Origin of the sequence: uncultured Psychroserpens sp. (assembly GCF_947501425.1) — a bacterium.
In the GTDB taxonomy this organism is placed as follows: Bacteria; Bacteroidota; Bacteroidia; order Flavobacteriales; family Flavobacteriaceae; genus Psychroserpens.
Map to the genome: position 1 here is coordinate 61667 of NZ_CANMVN010000003.1, position 19124 is coordinate 80790.

A 19124-nucleotide genomic window follows, 5' to 3' on the forward strand; every position below is an offset into this window, starting at 1 on the left:
ATTGAAAATATTTAATCCCATTGCTTTAAAGAGGTACTCAAACCCTGTTGAAGTAATACTTTACCCAAAACAGTATCATCTAAAGTAGCGGTGTTTCCGTCGCCGTAATTGTAATTACTAGAGTTATCATTTTTAGCTCCAATTTTTAATGATGCATATAAACCTAGATAAGATTCTGAACTAGTTTTTGTGTTTGCGCCTTTTAAAACAAAATGATTGTATCCATCGTCGTGTTGAGGCAATATCTCTCCTACACTAGAGAAAGATGATTCTGCAGATGTTTCTGATAATTTCACACGATTATTTCCTGCATTGCTTGACCAAGAATAATATTTAAATGCAAAGAAATACTGATCAACTGACATGCTATCGCCATCGGCATTAGCAAAAGTCTTATCACCTTGTACTTGTTGTACAGCATTATTACTAAACAATTGAGTATCTGAAGCGCCACTTTTTGTAGTTTCAGCTAAATAATTAAATAGATCGTTGTATTGAGCTTCAGTAATCCATACCCATTCACCTGGTGAAGCATCTTCATAAGCAGTTCTTGTATTTCCATTTAAAAACGCCCAGATATCGTCAACATCTTGAATGGCTATTCTGTATTCTAAAAGCTCAGTTTCTGCACCATTACTTACTTCAATATTAATGTAAAGGAATTCATTCGTTTCAAAATCAAAAGCCAACCAATCACCTACACGAAGTTCATTTTCATTTATAATAATGGCTTGTGAAATGGTTTGCAATGTGATAGTATAAGTTAAAGTCCCTTCTAGACTAGAGTTGATTTCAGTAATAAAATCTCCACTTGAAGGGTATTCGGCAATATTAACCGTAATTAAATTGTCTGTTGGGTCGTTTGAATCTCTGTCATCTTCTGTACTACACGATACGATAAGTGTGATACAGAAAAAGAAGATCAGTTTTAAAAAAAGATTTGTTTTCATTATTATAAAAATTTTGTGGTTATGATTTTTGTAGCGACTTACAACTGGAAAAGTCTGCAGCCATTCCAGCGCAAGACACCACAAAATATTTATGTCATCAATTATTAATGACAATTCAAAACTAAGGTGAGATCAAACTGAAATCTAATTTTTGGCATGGACAAAGTATGGACAAGGCACAATTAATTATATATATTCTTAATAGAATCCGATACAGCGATTAAATTGTATTTAATTGACAATCAATTTTTTATAAGACTAAAGCAATATAACTTTCATGGACAAACTCTAGACTACAAAAATTGTAGTAAGGATTAATCAAGTCATTTATGTCGATTATTAATTATCTTAGTATTTTCAAAATTGACATTATGAAACATCATTTGATTGCTATTTTTTTTATGGTCTTTGTTAACGGATTCTTACATGCGCAAGATCCTATTTATATACTACCAAATGAACAACGAGAATTAATTGACAACGCAATTAAATGCTTAAAAGAACAACAAATTGATTGTAACTCATATTTTGAAAAAGCTTTAAGTATCTCTAATGAAACTCAAAACGATTCTATTCTAGCGCAAACGTATTTTGAAATATGTAATGCTTTAGATTTTTCAGGAAGCAGTAAGGACCATATTATTTATGCAAAGCGCGGACTTAAATTAGATGGCAAGAACCATCCCTTAGTAACCAATAGATTATTAAGAGAATTGGGGTATGCCTTTTCAAAGTCAGGAAAAATAGACAGTCTTATACCTATTTATGAAACAGCAATTTATTGGGCAGAGTATGCAAATGACAGTAGTGAAATTGCAATCAGTAGAATTAGACTAGCTAGCTCTTACAGACGATTGGGTAATATTAAGAAATCAATTGAATTGTTATTAGATACTCGGGTTTTTGTTAAAGCAAGTAATGATGTTCATCGAGAAAGTGGTTTGCTTTTTACACTGGCCAACGCCTATAGTGCTAATAAAGATGATGAGTTAGCAATTTCAAATTATGAAGAAGCTGCTGAAGGGTTTCTAAAAGCTGATGATGAACGAATGTATGCAGCGAGTTTGATTAACTTATGTATTGTTGCTAATGATATTGGGAAACATAAATTATCGCTTGAAAAACTTCCAATAGCCATTGATATATTTAAAGAAAGCGAACCTAATAGTGCTCTTTACGGGAAAACGCATTTAGGTAGAGCTCATTACCTAAATGGAGATTTCGAAACCTCAATCAGTATGTTCGAAGACTGTCTTAAGGAATCTATCAGAGTTGATAATAAAATTTTGGAAAACCTTAATAGAAAATTTTTAGCTCAGGGTTATTTAGAAACTAATCAACATCTATTAGCGTTACCACAAACAAGAATTGTTTATCAAGATGAAAAAGAACGTGGTGTTTCTGACGCATATTTAGATGCATTAAAACTGCATGCTAAAACTTTAACTTTAAACAATAAAGCTTCAGATGCAGTTCATGTTTATCAAGAGTATATCTCAACCAAGGATTCCATTTTTACTATTGAAAAAGAAAAAGAAATTGCTAATATGCGTGAGCGCTATGAAACTGAAAAAAAAGAAGCACAGATTGTATTATTAGAAAAAGATGTTAAGTTAAGTAAAACTCAAAAAACCTTATATGGCATAGGAATGTTTTCTTTTTTAACAATTGCAGGTCTACTCTATTTTGGATTTACACAGCGCATAAAAAAGAACAAAATTGAACGTGAAAAACAAGAAGAGTTCTATAAACAGGAAATTGAATTTAAAAAGAAAGAACTCGCTTCTCAGACCTTACACCTAGTTCAAAAAAGCACATTTATTCAAGAGTTGAAAGAGAATTTGGAAAAAATCAAACAATCTCCTGAGCTGTTCAAAATTGAGTTTAGACGTTTAGTTATGTTGTTAAAAAAGCAAAATGCTGAAGATAAAGACTGGGAGGTTTTTAAATCTTATTTTTCTGAAGTCCACAACAATTTTGACAAGAAAATAAAATCTATTGCAAACGATATTACTGAAAAAGAAATCCGACTAGCGTCTTTTTTAAGAATGAATTTATCTACAAAGGAAATCGCCTCTATGCTCAATGTTTTACCTGATAGTGTTTTAAAATCAAAGTATCGTCTAAAAAAGAAGTTGCAACTACATAAAGATGACGATTTAACGCAATTTTTAAATTCCTTATAGATCTATCTTGTATTTTTGCAATGTGATAGAAACTTTAGCAAAAGATAAACAGTTGATATTATTTGATGGTGTTTGTAACCTCTGCAATTCATCAGTACTCTATGTAATCAAACACGATAAAGACGATCGATTTAGGTTTGCTCCTCTACAGAGTGACATCGGACAGCAAATTATCAGCAAATACAATCTTGACACCTCTAAAACAGACTCTATACTACTCTACTCCAATAACAACGGACTTGTAATTAAATCTACAGCTGCATTAAAAATAGCAAGACACTTGGGATTTCCACAAAATCTGATGAGTATATTCTTTATTGTACCTCCATTTATTCGAAATTGGGTATATGATTATATTGCAAAAAACCGTTACGAATGGTATGGCAAAAAAGAAGCATGTATGATTCCTACTCCTGAGTTAAAAGCAAAATTTTTAGCATAGAAAAGTCCTTACGGGAATAAGGACTTTAATAATTAACAACTAATTAAAACTAATTTAACTCTAAAATAATAATTTAATCAAGAGGGATTATCTAAGTATAGATTATTGATTAATAGCACATTATTTGATATAAAACTACTTCTTTAATTAAAACTCCTATCAAAATATCGGTGTAAACCCAAAAAAAATTGATTAAAAAACACGACGTGCAAAAATCATCTATGAGATGCACAATTTGATTACTTTTTTCCTGAACTCACTCAATCGAGAGGTTAACTCATTCAAAATATCACTTCACTCAAACCCTGTTTTATAATTAGCTGGTGAGCTATAGTTTTATCAAAAACTAAAACCTCATCATCATGAAACAGTTCAAACTATTCTTTATAAACGAGTATTTCAGAATATGACAATAAAAAGGGATTTTTAAAATGGAATGTAAGGCTGGATGCTAATCATAAAAAGACCTATACATTTTCATACAAAGTAAAATACCCTAAATATAAACGTGTTAATTTATAATCATGGCTCAATCAAAAGGTAGTTTCACTCATTGAAAACACCATTTTCCTCAAAATTGGTTTTAAATACAAGCAATGAAGACTAGCTTTAATGTAAATTAATTAAAGAGTTAATTTGCTGAACTGAAAGCCTTAAAGCAAAATGTTTAGCTTGAGCCCAGCTTCTGTTAGTTGGGAACAGATCAAGTTCTCTTATGATGTATAGGTCTAACAGCATAGGAGTTTCAGAATTAAATTTCTGATAAAACCATATCGCTTTAAGGCTTTCTTATTATTTCAAACTTTTAAGAATGAAATCTAAATTCTTATTTGAATTATCATTGTTTACGTAAGAATCTGTAAAATGCTTAGAAGGTATCGCTAAACCAAGTTCCTGAAGTTTTTTAATGGTATCCACATAATCCAGAGTGACTTTACCAGTAAGCAAGACATCTAGATCTCCTCCATTCTTAGCATAATTATAAACACGATTAATTCCACAGAGGTATTGATGGTCTTTTGTAAACCCTCCTCCTCGATGTACACGCAAGGTGATTGAAAACGCTTTGTCTCTATTGAGTTTATACTGACTATATAACAAGTCAAATGTATCTGAAAAGTTATACCCTTTATTCAGAGAATCTACAGCAATAACACGATAAGCTAATTCTTTAAGTCGTTTCATGGTTAAGCATCCAGACATATATTCAGCATAAACAGCTAGTCCTTCCTGAGTTTCTACATTGTTTGGAAACCCATTAGAAAACACCTTTAAAGGTTGTGCCAGCCCATTGAAAGTAGTCACCATATGCACACCAATTTCATGATTGGTCAACACCTTTAATTGATTCTTGCTAAACTTATGATTTTTACTTAGCACCAAAGTTTGGGTATTGTTTAATACCATAGCCGCAGCAGAAAGATTGGTGGACAGCTTAATGTTATAATCAAAGTCATAACGTTTAGAATACTCCTTAAAATAATCTACAGCATCTGTTGCTGAATATATAGGCAACATTTCCTCGTCAAAATCAGTGTCGTCAAAACGCAAGATGAACTTAGCATTGTCAATTTGCTTTTCTGTAGGCGTCCCAAAACTTTTAAGGCTGTTAAAGTAAAATTTACGACCCTTATTAATCGTTTCTATGCATTCAATTAAACCAGAATACTCGTAGATGACATCTTGATACAGTTGTCTAATATCATCATCTGTAATACGTTCTAAACGTTGAGAGAAAAATAAGCGATGTAACTTATAACCATTGAATTTGATTTTAGGATATTTAAAAACGGGCTCGTAATTAAATTTTGAGGAAAAAAACTGTTTTTTTTCTCGTTGTATATTCAACGGATTGATATAGTTAAGTACCTCAATATTTTTAACCAATCGATTGAGATTAGCATCAATATCGAATAGATCTTGGTATTCGTCAGTACTTGTAATTTGTGGCATTTATTTAGCGTATTTTTTATAAAAATGAGCCGCATGCTCAGGCAATTTTATTCTTAGCTGTGCTTCAACACTGGCAACAACTTCCGGATAAATAACATAATCGTATTCATCACAATAGACCTTAGCAATTTCGGTTGCCAAAACTAAGGTATTTCGAAAGTTTTTCGTAATAAATTTCAAGAAATATCCATTGCCATAAAAGGTATCATTAATTTTAGCTGTCGATTTGATCTCATGCGGAAATTTGAATTCAGACAACCACTGCCTCCATAATTCAATATCATCACCAAACCGGTCGTTATCAACATTTGAGGTGCCTAAGTTCCAGGTAGGCACTTCCCTATCCCAGCGTTTCCAATTATAACTGTGCATATCGTACACAATACACACACCAAATTTTTCTTCCAATTTAGAGATTAACGCATGAGTGACTTTATAAAAGTTATAGTGTTTCTCGAGGCTTTTTGCTTTCATCTCTTCGGAAAGTGGCTTATGCCATAACTCTTTTCCCCATGCAGTTTCAAAAACAGCATCTTCATGTGCTCTGTTAAGATCATACTCAAAGCGTGAATCACATCCAGCAATAACAATGGGATGTGATATGATCATATGCTTAGTTTCGGGATCTTCTTCGTACCAACGTTCATATTCTGTATGCATGCAATTGTCCCAAAGCTCTTTTCTAAATTGATGTCCGTCATGTATAGCTCCACAGGCATAATGTACGTACTTATCAATCTTTAGCGTTAAAGAATAATCCTCAGCTACAGCATGAAAAATCTCTTCATTCTGGATTTTAGAAATTATAGTGTCAATTGACAGTCTTTGTATCATATCAACTTAAAATTTTCTTTAACTGATTATATATAGCCAATTCTATCTTATCCATCTTACCATCAGCAAAAGCCATAAGCTTGATATCTGCGAAGAGTTCTTCAGGTTGACTGCTGTAAGTGGGTTCGTTATTTACAGCATCAACAATTTTAGTGATACTCTGATAATCATTATCTGCATCAAATTCTTTCTTAACATGGTTATAGGTATTATCATCAACACGAGATAGGATATAGGCTTTCTCGTTGTTTGTAACTTCTAGGTCGCTGTGGGCTACATATAATAAGATGTAAGCAACCAATTCACTTTTTGTCCAATGATTTATTTCCATTATTCGTATGTTAAAGTTCCAAATTCTGTCCATGACCCATCATAAACAGAGAGATTTTCGTAATTTAAAATTTCAGCTGCTAACGCAAGAATACAAGCAGTAATTCCTGAACCACAAGAAAACGTTAGTGCTTTATCTTGTAATTCAAAAGTATCAAAAATCGTACGTAATTCTTCGGTAGATTTTAAACAATAGCCATCAAGTAGTTCTGTATAAGGCAGGTTAGATGAGTTTGGAATCGTTCCGCTTCGTAATCCAGCTCTAGGTTCGGGAACAATACCCTGAAAACGTTCTGTAGAACGCGCATCTAAAATAGTACAGTGCTTATCTCTGGCAATATCCAGAATATGATGAAAGAAACGAATTTTATCAGATTGAAAATGAGCTGTAAAATCACCTATTTGCCAAGTATTTATTGATAAGTCGCTAACAGTTTGAAAATCTAATCGTTGCCACTCTGGTAGTCCACCATCTAATACTGCAATATTATCAAAGCCATAACATTTGAATAACCACCATACTCTCGGACTCCAATAAATCCCTTTATCATCATAGACCACAATAATAGAATTATTGTTTATTCCAAGCTTACGAGCTTCACTTTGAAACTGATCAATTGAAGGGAACGCATTAGGAAACTCATCTGTTGTATCGCTGAACTTACCTTTAATATCAAAATATCTTGAATTCGGAATATACACAGAAGGGTCGCTCTTGTCTTTTTTGACACTGGCGTCAAGTATGACCAAATCGTCCAGATGACGATTTTTATACAGCCAGTGGCAACTCACAACAGTCGATACTAACTGATTTATATTAGGCATCTTGAACTGTTTTTCTTAGTCGTGTTCGTCTGTCAAACGCTTGTAGTTGATCGACAACTTTACTTTCTAAAAAGTCGATTACACGTTCTTCAACTTTTATTTTAGACTTATAAACTTTATTGATGTAGGTAATTCCACCAGGTGACATCACATTAACTTCAACCAGCTTACCTCCTATAACATCAATACCAACGAAGTACAAACCATCTTTCACTAATTTAGGTCCGATTTGTTTACATAATGCTTTTTCAGCTTTAGTCAAGCTGTGTTTTTGAACTGAGCCTCCTGCAGATACATTTGAGCGATGGTCATCACTTCCTGGAACACGCTTCATAGCACCAACGGGTTCACCGTTGAGTAATAAAATTCGAACATCGCCTTGATCTGCTCCTTCAATATAATCCTGAAGAATGACATAGTTTGATGTGCCATCACCACTTGTAATATAGAAATCTAACAATGAATTGATATTGCTCATAGCCGATTTTTCAATCAGGATAACACCAGATCCTCCAAAACCATTTAATGGTTTCAATATCATTTTATCAGCCTTAGATTCTTTGATCTGCTGAATAAGATAATTCTTGTTTTTTGATACGTGAGTGTTAGGTATGATGTTGCTATGTGCATCTCCAAATGCAGCTGTATATAATTTATTATTTGCCTCTCGCATACCTTGAAGTGAATTGACAATAAATACATCATCTTTTACAGAATCCAAAAAGTTAAGCATAATTGGATCTAGCGGAGGATTAGCTCTAAAGAAAATCGCATCAAATCCAGCCAGAGGCAGCATTTCCTCACGGAGTTTTGCTTTATTATAGAACGCTTTGAGTGTTGATGGTACTTTCTCCATCCGTCCAATAACTGTGCAGAATGCATTAGTAACACTATCACGAATTGTTAAGTTTGCAGGTGTACACATAGCAACGCCATGTCCTCGTTTTACGCATTCTTTGATCAATGCTAAACTAGTATCATTTTCCGGGTCTATATCCTCCCAGGGATACATAATAAAACATACATTCATAGTCAGTTATTTTTAGTTGGTCATTTTATAAATTTAAAAAGAATAATCTTTTTTTGAAACTATTTCACTGCCTCGTAATGATCATCCCATTCTTTAGGTTTTGGATCATGTAGCTTATCTAACGATTTCGCCACCATCATAGACACTGTCGCATCACCAGTAACATTAACCACAGTTCTACACATATCCAAAGGTCTGTCAACAGCAAAAATTAACGCTAGACCTATAGGTAACAATTCAGCTGGAAAACCAATAGACTCCAATACAATTACAAGCATTACCATTCCAGCACTTGGTACAGCGGCACTACCAATAGATGCTAATAATGCTGTTGCAATAATCACTAGTTGATTGGTAAAGGTTAGTCCCTCAGGCCATATCACTTGCATGATAAAAACAGCAGCAATCCCTTGATACAAACTAGTACCATCCATATTAACAGTTGCTCCTACTGGTAACACAAAACCTGAAACCTCTTTATCTACACCAATATGTTCTTCCACACGTTCCATAGTTACTGGAAGTGTAGCAGCACTAGAACTTGTTGAAAATGCTAATAATTGCGCTGGAGATATCTTATTTAAAAACCAAAGAGGTGATTTTTTCGTGAATACCTTCACAAGAATTAAATAGAATCCAATCATCAAGGCTAATCCTGCAACCACGCAGAAAGCGTAATTAAGAAGTTTTAGTAAAATTTCAGTATCGTCAAAAGCAATAATAACGTTTGCCATCAAAGCAAATACCGCATAAGGCGCAAATAACATGATAAGATCAACCATTTTCATGACGACCTCATTAAGCGAATCAAAAAATTTGACTAGAGGTTCAGCTTTTTTCTCCGGAATAAGCAATAGACAGATTCCAACAAATAAAGCAAAGAAAATAACCTGAAGCATTTTAGCTTCTGCGAAAGAGTTAAAAATGTTACTAGGAAAAATATCAACCAATGCTTGTAAAGGTCCAGCATCTTTAGTAGCGGATGCTTTTTCTAATTTATCAATTACTCCTGCGTCATTTTCATATTTCATTTTAATTTTTGCAATGGTATCTTCAGACATACCTGCACCAGGTTTTACTGTATTTACTATAGACAACCCAATAATAATGGCTACGAGTGTTGTCCCAATATATATGATTATGGTTCGTAATCCCATAGATTTAATCTTGGAAATATCCTTCAGATCTGAGATTCCTTTTATTAATGAAGCCAATATCAATGGGATTGCGATTAACTTCAATAGGTTAATAAAAATGGTCCCAAAAGGCGATATCCAATCGGTCACAAATCCTTTTCCTCCATCTACAGTATTCATTATAAATCCGAAGATGATACCTAAAATCATTCCTATAATAATTTTCCAATGCAATGGTATTTTTTTCATATATCTAGTGAAATTAAAGTCTAATATTTATGGAGTCTATTTATACATTTTGTTCAGCAAATAAAAATCAGCCAAAACCAGAGCAGCCATAGCTTCCACAATTGGTATAGCTCTGGGTACTACACAAGGATCATGTCTTCCTTTGCCTTGCATTTCTACAATATCACCCGATGTATTTAAAGCATCTTGTTTTTGAATAATAGTAGCTACTGGTTTGAATGCTACCCGAAAGTAAATGTCCATCCCGTTGCTGATTCCGCCTTGAATTCCTCCAGATAAATTAGTTTTAGTAGTTCCATCTTCATTGAACAAATCGTTATGCTCACTTCCTTTCATACGAGCACCACAAAACCCACTTCCATATTCAAAGCCTTTAACTGCATTTATGGATAACATTGCTTTACCGAGTTCGGCATGTAACTTATCAAAAACGGGTTCTCCTAATCCTACAGGTACATTTTGCAGGACACAAGTAATCGTACCTCCAATAGTATTTCCTTCTTTTCTAATGTCCTTAATTTTGGAAATCATTTGGTCTGCTGTGGCTTTATCAGGACAACGCACATCATTACTTTCGGTTTTAGAAAAGTCTAGGTCCTGATATGGTTTTTCTAAAAAAATCTCACCTACCGATGATGTATAAGCATTTATGTTAACAGTATGTAGCAATTGTTTTGCAATGGCTCCAGCCACCACTCTACATGCAGTCTCTCTGGCAGAACTTCGGCCTCCTCCTCTGTAGTCACGAACTCCATATTTTTTTTCGTAGGTATAATCTGCATGGCTAGGTCTGTACACATCTTTGATGTGTGAATAATCTTTTGATTTTTGATTCGTGTTTTTAATAACGAATCCGATAGGCGTTCCTGTGGTTTTACCTTCAAAAATTCCTGATAAAAATTCAACACTATCAGGTTCTTTGCGTTGTGTTACTATTGCCGACTGACCAGGTTTGCGACGATTCATTTCATTTTGAATGGCTTCAAAATCTAATTCTAATCCTGCAGGACAACCATCAATAATTCCACCTATTGCTATACCGTGAGATTCACCAAATGTGGTGAGTTTAAAAATTTTTCCGAAGGAATTTCCTGCCATGTATTCAGATTTTACGCTAATGTACTTGTAAAAATAGAGAAACAAAAACAGAATCCCATAAAGCATCGCATTTCCGCAGTAAAAACGCATAACAATTGCTTAACAATTTGCTGATTGTTTGTTAATTAGCTCAGTTACTTTTTTCAATAACATATTATTTTCTTTGCACTATAAATTTGATTATAGCCATTGAAAACAAAGCGAAAAGTAGAAATTGCTGTCATTTCGGATGTCCATCTTGGTACTTATGGGTGTCACGCTAAAGAACTTCTGACTTACCTCAATAGCATTGAGCCTAAGACACTTGTTCTAAATGGTGATATTATAGATATTTGGCAATTCAAAAAACGTTATTTTCCAAAATCACATCTCAGCGTTATAAAAAAGGTCATGGATATGGCTGCAAATGGCGTTGAAGTCATTTATATCACAGGGAATCACGATGAAATGTTAAGAAAATTTAGCGATACTACTATTGGTAACATTTCCATTGTGGATAAATTAGTATTACAACTTGATGGCAAAAAAGCATGGTTTTTTCATGGTGATGTCTTCGATGCGTCAATCCAGAATGCTAAATGGCTTGCTAAATTAGGTGGATATGGTTACGACCTGCTTATTCTACTAAACCGACTGATTAACTGGTATTTACTCAAAATCGGAAAAGAACGATATTCGTTGTCAAAGACCATAAAAAATAGTGTAAAAGGTGCTATCAAATATATAAGTGATTTTGAAAAAGTAGCTTCAGAATTAGCTATAGAGAATCAATATGATTACGTCATCTGCGGTCACATCCATCAACCAAAAATGCAGATTATTGAAACTAAACTTGGACAAACAACCTATCTAAATTCTGGAGACTGGGTAGAAAATTTCACAGCTCTAGAATACCAATTCAAACGTTGGAAAATATACAATTACAATACAGATAAACTAAGAGCATTCTACGCTGATAGGGAGATTAAAGATATGGATGTTAAAGATCTAATTGCTGCAATTACTGTGGTGGAACAAAAAAATAAAAAATCAAAAGATTCAGACTAAAGCCTGACGTAAAACACTAACAGGATGAAGCGCCTCGCGCTGAGTTCCATCTTTTATTTGGTGCCTGCAGCTTGTACCATTCGCTGCAATTATAACATCCTGTCCTGCTCGTCTAACTGCTGGAAAAAGTGTCTGCTCTCCTATTTCCATACTAACTTTATAATGTTCTTTTTCATAACCAAAACTACCAGCCATTCCGCAGCAACCACTAGGGATTAGAGTGACTTTATAATTTTTAGGCAAACTTAATACAGTAAAACTTGACAACTGATTAGCAATCGCTTTCTGATGACAATGACCATGAAACTTAATAGTCTTCTCTGCTGTTGTAAATTGTTCTGATTTGATATTGCCAAGTTTTATTTCCTCTTCAATGAATTCTTCTATCAGATACGTGTGCTTTGCAATTTTTTCTGCTGAAGTTCTATCATCAGCCAATCTTAAATATTCATCTTTAAACGTATAAATAGCCGAAGGTTCTAAACCAACAAGTGGAGTGACCTCTGAAATGACATGTTTAAACACAGATACATTTTCGTTGGCAAGTCTTTTGGCTTCTTCTAATAATCCTTTTGATAAAAACGATCGGCCAGATTCTGAGTGACCAATTATATTGACCTTGTAATTTAAAGCGCCTAAAAGTTCAATAGCATCTTGTCCTATACGTGTATCTAAATAATTAGTAAACTCGTCATTAAAGAAAAATACTTCTTTTATGAAATTATTTTTATCACCTTTATTTTTAGAGTTTTGAAATATCTTATCTAAACTTTTACTTGAAATTAAAGGCAAGTGTCTTTTTTGAGCTATTCCAAAGGATTTCTTTAGAATTGAAGATGTAATTTTATTAGTAAACACAAAATTAGTAAGCCCTGGAATTTCACTTCCAAACGCATTCAAACGGTTATTATATGCAAATAATTTAGTCCGCCAACTTACACCGTTTTCTTTCTGATATTGATACTGAAACTCTGCTTTCAAGCTAGCAACATCAACACTACTCGGACACTCACTAACACAAGCTTTACAACTTAAACACAAATCAAAAACCTCCTTTAGTTCCCTGTGGTCAAACCGATTAGCTTTTTCAGAATGCGTTAAAAACTCACGTAAAGCGTTAGCTCTGGCTCTTGTGGTGTCTTTTTCGTTTCTTGTAGCGCGATAACTCGGACACATGGTCCCGCCAAATTCAGGCAACTTTCTGCAGTCTCCTGATCCATTGCACTTCTCAGCTTCCCTTAATATTCCCAGCGACTCTGAAAAATCGAGAACTGTTTCTATATCTGGCTCTAAGCGATCAGGTTCATAACGTAATGATTCATCCATAGGAAACGCATTTACTATTTTCCCTGGATTAAATATATTTTGCGGATCAAAAGCTGTTTTAATACGTCTTAATATCTCATAATTCTCATCACCTATCATCAATGGAATAAACTCAGCTCGTACAATTCCATCTCCATGTTCTCCACTCATAGACCCATTGTAACGCTTCACTAAATGCGCTACATCTGTAGTTATTTTCCGAAATAAAACTACATCAGCTTTCTTTTTAAGATTTAGTATTGGTCGCAAATGTAACTCTCCAGCTCCAGCATGCGCATAATATACAGGCTTTTGACCATAGCCCTCCATAAGTTTTGAAAACGCCTTGATATAACTTGATAAATCTTCAATAGCTACAGCTGTATCCTCAATACATGCTACAGTTTTTTTATCTCCAACAATAGTTCCCAATAACCCCAATCCAGCCTTTCTTAGATCATTAGCTTTATTGATCTCATTTCCTTCAAGTATCGGATTAGCATAACTAAGTCCCGATGACTGCAAATCAGCAATTAAGGCATGAGTTATATCAGCTAATTCTTTTGTGTCATCAGACCGCAGTTCGCACATTAAAATAGCTTCCGGATCACCTTCAATAAAAGCTCTGTTATTTTCTTGTGTTTTATTATGTTTCGTTAGATCCAGAATGGTCTTATCCATCATTTCACAAGCATACAAATTATGCTGCATAGCCAAAGTAACAGCCTCTAAACAAGTATCTATTGATTTGAAATGCGCAGCCACCATAATACACTCTGATGGAGGAAGCTGGTCTAATTGCAATGTAACTTGTGTAGTAAATGCTAATGTTCCTTCACTACCAGCTAAAAGCTTACACATATTAAACCCTTCTTTTGCTTCGGAAAACACCTCAGTATTTACCAACTCATCAATAGCATACCCTGTATTTCTACGGTGAATTTTAGGCATAGGGAATTGCGATCTTATCCGATCCTGAACTTCAGCAGGCGATAATTCATTTGCTATAGTTTGATATAAGCTTCCTTCTAAAGTTTTAAGCTTGGTTTTTTTCTGAAAATCCTCAGAAGACAAGGCATTAAATACCACTTCACTTCCATCGCTTAAGATAGCATGCAGTTCCAATACTTTATCGCGAGTCACGCCATATTGTATAGAGGTTGTTCCAGAAGAGTTATTTCCTACCATTCCTCCAATCATACAACGATTAGATGTAGATGTATTAGGCCCAAAGAAAAGTCCGAAAGGTTTTAAATAACTATTCAACTCATCTCTAACCACACCAGGTTGCACAGTAACTGTTTGCTGTTTTTTATTAACATCTATAATTCTGTTGAAGTATTTAGAAACATCAACTACAATACCTTTACCAACGCATTGACCAGCAAGCGAAGTCCCTGCCGTTCTGGGAATCAATGAAGTTTTGTAAGTCTTAGCGAATTCAATGAGAAGCTTTAGATCTTTATTGTTTTTAGGAAGCGCTACAGCTAATGGAAGCATCCTGTAAACTGAAGCATCTGTAGCGTAAAGTGTTCGCATTAACTCATCAAAAAAAAGCTCTCCTTCTAACTGAGAGGCTAAAGATTTTAAATATGAAATGCTAATCATGTATTATGGATAAGTCTGTTCATAAAACTAAAAAGAAATTTAATAAAACATCTTTTTTGGCGTTATTTTTGTAAAGTTAATCCGAAATAGAAATATAAATCCTTTTCAGGATTGTTTTTCTAAATTAATTAATGACAACAAAAACTTAAATTTTATGAAAAAATTATTTTTAGTAGCATTAGCCTTTATTGGCTTTTCAACAGTTTATGCGCAAGACATTTCAGACAATGCAATTGGGATTAGATTAGGCGATAGCGACGGATTTGGAGCTGAGATCTCCTATCAGAGAGCTCTTGGAGACAATAACCGATTAGAACTAGATCTTGGCTTGAGAAGCGGAAATAATTACGATGGCTTTAAACTAACTGGAATCTACCAATGGGTATGGAATATTGACGGAGGATTCAACTGGTATGCTGGTGCTGGTGGTGGTGTTGGATCATACAGTTTTGATAATGTACCACAAGGTGTTGATGACAGCGAGACTTTTTTATTTGTAGCAGGCGATATAGGAATAGAATATAATTTTGATATTCCGCTACAACTATCTTTAGATGCAAGACCTGAACTTGGTTTTGGCGATTTTAGAGATGATCTGGATTTCGATATTGCCTTAGGTATCAGATACCAGTTTTAAAAAACAGCATTCATAAAAAAAGCCACTTCATTAGAAGTGGCTTTTTTTATACATCATAAGTAACGCTCCTTAATAACTTCACAGTGATGATTCTCATGACCTATTGTTATAAATGCAACAGCTCTCGGCGACAAACTACTATTACTAGCTGTGCCAATTTGTCTTAACATCTCATCAGACATACTCTCAAACAAAATAATACTTGCTAATCTTACCGCTTTGTATTCATTCATCAAACTATACATTGAACGGTTATTAGCTTCACATGTCACCACATACTCATCCTGATCATATCCAGGAAACAACGTCTTATCCTTTCTAGCTATGCAAAGTGCGCGATAGGTAAAAATACGCTCAGTATCAATTAAATGTTGAATGATCTCTTTTACGGTCCACTTTCCTTCCTCGTATCGATATTCTAATTTATCTTCTGGTATTGATTCTAAAAATGCAATGGTAGTATCTCCATTTTCCTTTAAACCTTCATTAATGGTCAAAGAGCCTGCTTTTTGAATATAGGTCTGATAGTATGGATTAAATTCATTATTTGACAAATCATCTTTAGTCATAGCGAAAAATTTGATTAAAATTAACAAAAAACCCTTCATCAATTATCTCGACAAAGGGTTGATCTTATAAATGTTAAAATAGTTATAGTTCATTAAATATAGTATGCATCAAGCGCTTTTTATCATTGATGCTTTCCTCTAGGCTAATCATAGTCTCTGTTCGGTAAATACCTTCAATGTCGTCTAGCATAAATATAATATCCTTAGCATGTGAGGTGTTCTTAGCCCTTACCTTGCAAAAGATATTAAACTTACCAGTAGTTATGTGCGCTACAGTAACATAAGGAATCTGAGCAATACGCTCTAACACAAACTTAGTTTGCGATGTGTTATTTAAAAACACACCAACGTATGCAATAAAAGAATATCCCAGCTTTATGTAATCTAAAGTTAGAGAAGAACCACGAATAATACCAGCTTCTTCCATTTTCTTAACTCTGACATGTACAGTTCCTGCAGAAATCACAAGTTTTTTTGCAATATCCGTAAACGGGATTCTCGTATTATCGATCAACATGTCTAATATTTGGTGATCAATTTCGTCTAATTTGAATTTAGCCATTTTTCAGTTTTTCATAAATTAATTACAAAAATAACGCATTTTCTTTAAAGATAATGCACAAAAAAAAGACTTTTTTAAGGTTTTAGTAAGAATTTTTCATTATTTATCATTACGAAATCGATTTCGTTAGCCTCAGATATTGTAGTATTATTCTTTCCGAAGACTTGATAACCTTTAGCATCAATCTCTTTATGAGCATAAAAATTCTTCAAATCTGAAATTTTTTCAATTTTAGGAACAAAATTTATAGAATTCTCTTTCAAAACTTCTTGAAATTGAACAGCAACATCCAATCCGTTAGTGTTTCTGATAATAATATCATAAAACTTTTTCTGATTCTCAGGAATATCAAAATAAGACTCATAGTTAACACCTGTTAATGTATTAAGTGCAATACAATCCAAAGCAATCACCAAGGACTGAAAAATAAGTGCACGTGTTTCCTCTCTCATATAGTCATTAGCCGCATGACCAGCTTCAAAAAGAACAGTTGGAACACCTTCAGATTGAAACGTATCCCCAACACAATTTAGATTAAAGCTGTCGTCATAAACTCCAACCCTATTCTGAATCTGACGTTGCAGGTTTTTATTCATAGCTATAATAATCTCCATTGCTATCTTTCTTGTGGTAGTCAAACTTCGTTTAGCGTCTTGTGCTGGCGCTAAAAAGGACACTGTAGCAGAATTTGGAGTGTGGCCTGCGCTAAAAATTGTGCGCTGACCATGTAGATTGAAACAAAAATCAGGCTTAAAGGAATCAAAAACAGCTCGCAATACTTTACTTTCAGGTTGCGATAGCTCCTGAGCATCTCGATTAAGGTCAATAGCATTTGCATTTAACCTTGTGTAAGCTTTTGCACCATCTGGATTTAAAATTGGAATTACCTTAATAGTACAATGCTCTAAAATACAATCAATGGATTCATTGGTATTTGCAACCGCATTGAACAGATCAAAAATTGCCTTTGTTGTGGTACTTTCATTTCCATGCATTTGCGACCACATCAAAATCTTTTTATCTCCAAACCCAAAAGTGACAGAACGAATCGGAATACCATTTACAGATTTTCCAACGTCTTCAATTTGGAATTTCTCATTTAATTTTTCCAGAAGAGGAGCTATAGAATCGTAGTGAATATATCGCCCAAAAAGAGAGTCTTCTTTAGAGGAATTAAACAGTGTTTTTAAAGTTTTAATCTGCATGAATCTAAATTGATATTGACAAAGGTAAACAAATGATAATTTACAAATGTAAACATGCGAATCCTTAAAAATGGAATGCTTTTGATTACAGTTGTATACAGATCTAAAAGCATTTGACGCATCGCATTGAAAAATATTCAATATAAAACAAAAATATATTTTAAATAATTAAAATTCAGTATTTTAAAACATTTTATATAAAGCTTTAATTGATTTTATAAAAGCGAAACGTAATTAGTTTTAGTATAAGTGCAGTAATATGTTTACATTTGTAACGTTACAATGTTATCTATTTTGAGTTTACAATGATAAACAACGAAGAATTCACGAAACGACTCCAAAAAGTCATCGATTTCTATGGTGAAAGCGCCTCATCTTTTGCTGAAAAAATTGGTGTTCAACGCTCTAGTATTTCGCACATATTATCAGGTAGAAATAAGCCAAGTTTAGACTTTGTCTTAAAGGTACTTTCCTCCTTTCCTGAAGTAGAATTATATTGGTTGATGAATGGTAAAGGACATTTTCCATCACTAAAAAATGATGTGCAAGACATAAAAGTTTCCGAAGACAAAAAACCAAATAATCCAAAAGCAACTCAAATTTCAGAAACTCCAAAAACTGAAGATAAAGCCATTGAACGTATTGTGATTTTTTATAAAGATGGAACATTCAAAAATTTTGAGCATTCATAATTTAAGAATGCCATTTTTTAGAATCGTCAATGTCTCATAATTAGCCTTTGGTTTTGTAATTTTGTACAAAACTGTTGTAATGCGAAAAATTCTAGTCCTAATTTTACCTCTATTATATTTCAATTGTTACCAAGCAGAACGTAACTGTTCTAATTTTAAAACAGGAACATTTGAATTCACCTACACTATAGATGGTGAGGAAAAAACAGGCACTTTTGTTAGAACCAATGAATTCAATATTGATTATTTTGAAAACAAAATAGACTCTGCTTCTATTAGGTGGATCAATGACTGTGAATTCATTCAGAAAAAAATTAATCCAAAAAATAAGAATGAGGAAAAGGCTATACATATGAAAATTGTTAGTACAACCGAAGATTCTTATACTTTTGAATATCAACTGGCTGTTAAAGACCCTTATAAAAAGAAACGCGTTGAACGAGGAACAGCTAAAAAGATAAAATAA

At 33.7% G+C, this 19124-nt stretch carries 18 protein-coding genes; 6 read left to right on the forward strand and 12 right to left on the reverse strand.

Annotation, left to right across the window (positions count from 1 at the left end; all coding sequences use genetic code 11):
• Window positions 1–11: 11 nt before the first annotated feature.
• Window positions 12–950, reverse strand: a complete 939-nt coding sequence (locus Q0951_RS05190) for a hypothetical protein (RefSeq protein ID WP_299335120.1) — start codon at window positions 948–950, stop codon at window positions 12–14.
• 371 nt (window positions 951–1321) lie between these two features.
• Between Q0951_RS05190 and Q0951_RS05195 the strand changes: the two genes are divergently transcribed.
• Window positions 1322–3136 carry a hypothetical protein gene (locus Q0951_RS05195; RefSeq protein ID WP_299335122.1) on the forward strand — a complete coding sequence of 605 codons (1815 nt, stop codon included), beginning with the start codon at window positions 1322–1324 and terminating at the stop codon, window positions 3134–3136.
• A gap of 22 nt (window positions 3137–3158) precedes the next feature.
• Window positions 3159–3578, forward strand: a complete 420-nt coding sequence (locus Q0951_RS05200) for a thiol-disulfide oxidoreductase DCC family protein (RefSeq protein ID WP_299335124.1) — start codon at window positions 3159–3161, stop codon at window positions 3576–3578.
• Window positions 3579–4370: 792 nt separating this feature from the next.
• Here Q0951_RS05200 and Q0951_RS05205 read toward each other — a convergent pair.
• Genes Q0951_RS05205 through aroC form a run of 7 tightly spaced genes read right to left on the reverse strand, consistent with a single transcriptional unit; the run spans window position 4371 to window position 11033 of the window.
• A complete protein-coding gene (locus Q0951_RS05205) occupies window positions 4371–5531 on the reverse strand; it encodes a flavohemoglobin expression-modulating QEGLA motif protein (protein WP_299335127.1) in 1161 nt (386 codons plus the stop codon).
• The gene (locus Q0951_RS05210) at window positions 5532–6362 is read right to left on the reverse strand and encodes an N-formylglutamate amidohydrolase (RefSeq protein ID WP_299335684.1); all 831 of its coding nucleotides are present in this window, start codon (window positions 6360–6362) and stop codon (window positions 5532–5534) included.
• Window positions 6363–6366: 4 nt separating this feature from the next.
• Window positions 6367–6696, reverse strand: coding sequence for a hypothetical protein (locus Q0951_RS05215; protein ID WP_299335130.1), 330 nt, complete (start codon window positions 6694–6696; stop codon window positions 6367–6369).
• A complete protein-coding gene (locus Q0951_RS05220) occupies window positions 6696–7520 on the reverse strand; it encodes a sulfurtransferase (RefSeq protein WP_299335133.1) in 825 nt (274 codons plus the stop codon). Before Q0951_RS05220 ends, Q0951_RS05215 begins: the two co-directional genes overlap by 1 nt.
• Window positions 7513–8550, reverse strand: coding sequence for a glutathione synthase (gene gshB / locus Q0951_RS05225; RefSeq protein ID WP_299335134.1), 1038 nt, complete (start codon window positions 8548–8550; stop codon window positions 7513–7515). The genes Q0951_RS05220 and gshB overlap by 8 nt, the downstream gene beginning before the upstream one ends.
• A gap of 59 nt (window positions 8551–8609) precedes the next feature.
• Window positions 8610–9935: a dicarboxylate/amino acid:cation symporter gene (locus Q0951_RS05230; RefSeq protein ID WP_299335136.1), complete on the reverse strand. Its 1326-nt coding sequence runs from the start codon at window positions 9933–9935 to the stop codon at window positions 8610–8612.
• A gap of 36 nt (window positions 9936–9971) precedes the next feature.
• Window positions 9972–11033: a chorismate synthase gene (gene aroC, locus Q0951_RS05235; protein WP_299335686.1), complete on the reverse strand. Its 1062-nt coding sequence runs from the start codon at window positions 11031–11033 to the stop codon at window positions 9972–9974.
• A 189-nt stretch (window positions 11034–11222) separates the two neighbouring features.
• Between aroC and Q0951_RS05240 the strand changes: the two genes are divergently transcribed.
• Complete coding sequence (locus Q0951_RS05240; RefSeq protein WP_299335138.1) at window positions 11223–12080, forward strand: UDP-2,3-diacylglucosamine diphosphatase; 858 nt, start codon at window positions 11223–11225, stop codon at window positions 12078–12080.
• Here Q0951_RS05240 and Q0951_RS05245 read toward each other — a convergent pair.
• Window positions 12072–14993 carry an FAD-binding and (Fe-S)-binding domain-containing protein gene (locus tag Q0951_RS05245; RefSeq protein WP_299335140.1) on the reverse strand — a complete coding sequence of 974 codons (2922 nt, stop codon included), beginning with the start codon at window positions 14991–14993 and terminating at the stop codon, window positions 12072–12074. The two genes, Q0951_RS05240 and Q0951_RS05245, sit on opposite strands and share 9 nt — an antisense overlap.
• A 154-nt stretch (window positions 14994–15147) precedes the next feature.
• On the opposite strand from Q0951_RS05245, the gene Q0951_RS05250 reads away from it, so the two are divergent.
• On the forward strand, window positions 15148–15630 hold the full coding sequence (locus Q0951_RS05250; RefSeq protein WP_299335141.1) for a hypothetical protein: 483 nt from the start codon (window positions 15148–15150) through the stop codon (window positions 15628–15630).
• A 53-nt stretch (window positions 15631–15683) separates the two neighbouring features.
• On the opposite strand, the gene Q0951_RS05255 is transcribed toward Q0951_RS05250, so the two are convergent.
• The 3 genes from Q0951_RS05255 to Q0951_RS05265 all read right to left on the reverse strand — a co-directional run bounded on the left by Q0951_RS05255 (window position 15684) and on the right by Q0951_RS05265 (window position 17966).
• On the reverse strand, window positions 15684–16199 hold the full coding sequence (locus Q0951_RS05255) for a DinB family protein (RefSeq protein ID WP_299335143.1): 516 nt from the start codon (window positions 16197–16199) through the stop codon (window positions 15684–15686).
• Between the two features lie 82 nt (window positions 16200–16281).
• Complete coding sequence (locus tag Q0951_RS05260; RefSeq protein WP_299335144.1) at window positions 16282–16761, reverse strand: winged helix-turn-helix transcriptional regulator; 480 nt, start codon at window positions 16759–16761, stop codon at window positions 16282–16284.
• A gap of 74 nt (window positions 16762–16835) precedes the next feature.
• A complete protein-coding gene (locus Q0951_RS05265; RefSeq protein WP_299335146.1) occupies window positions 16836–17966 on the reverse strand; it encodes a M14 family zinc carboxypeptidase in 1131 nt (376 codons plus the stop codon).
• Between the two features lie 305 nt (window positions 17967–18271).
• On the opposite strand from Q0951_RS05265, the gene Q0951_RS05270 reads away from it, so the two are divergent.
• A complete protein-coding gene (locus tag Q0951_RS05270) occupies window positions 18272–18658 on the forward strand; it encodes a helix-turn-helix transcriptional regulator (RefSeq protein ID WP_299335148.1) in 387 nt (128 codons plus the stop codon).
• Between the two features lie 79 nt (window positions 18659–18737).
• Window positions 18738–19124 carry a hypothetical protein gene (locus tag Q0951_RS05275; protein ID WP_299335149.1) on the forward strand — a complete coding sequence of 129 codons (387 nt, stop codon included), beginning with the start codon at window positions 18738–18740 and terminating at the stop codon, window positions 19122–19124.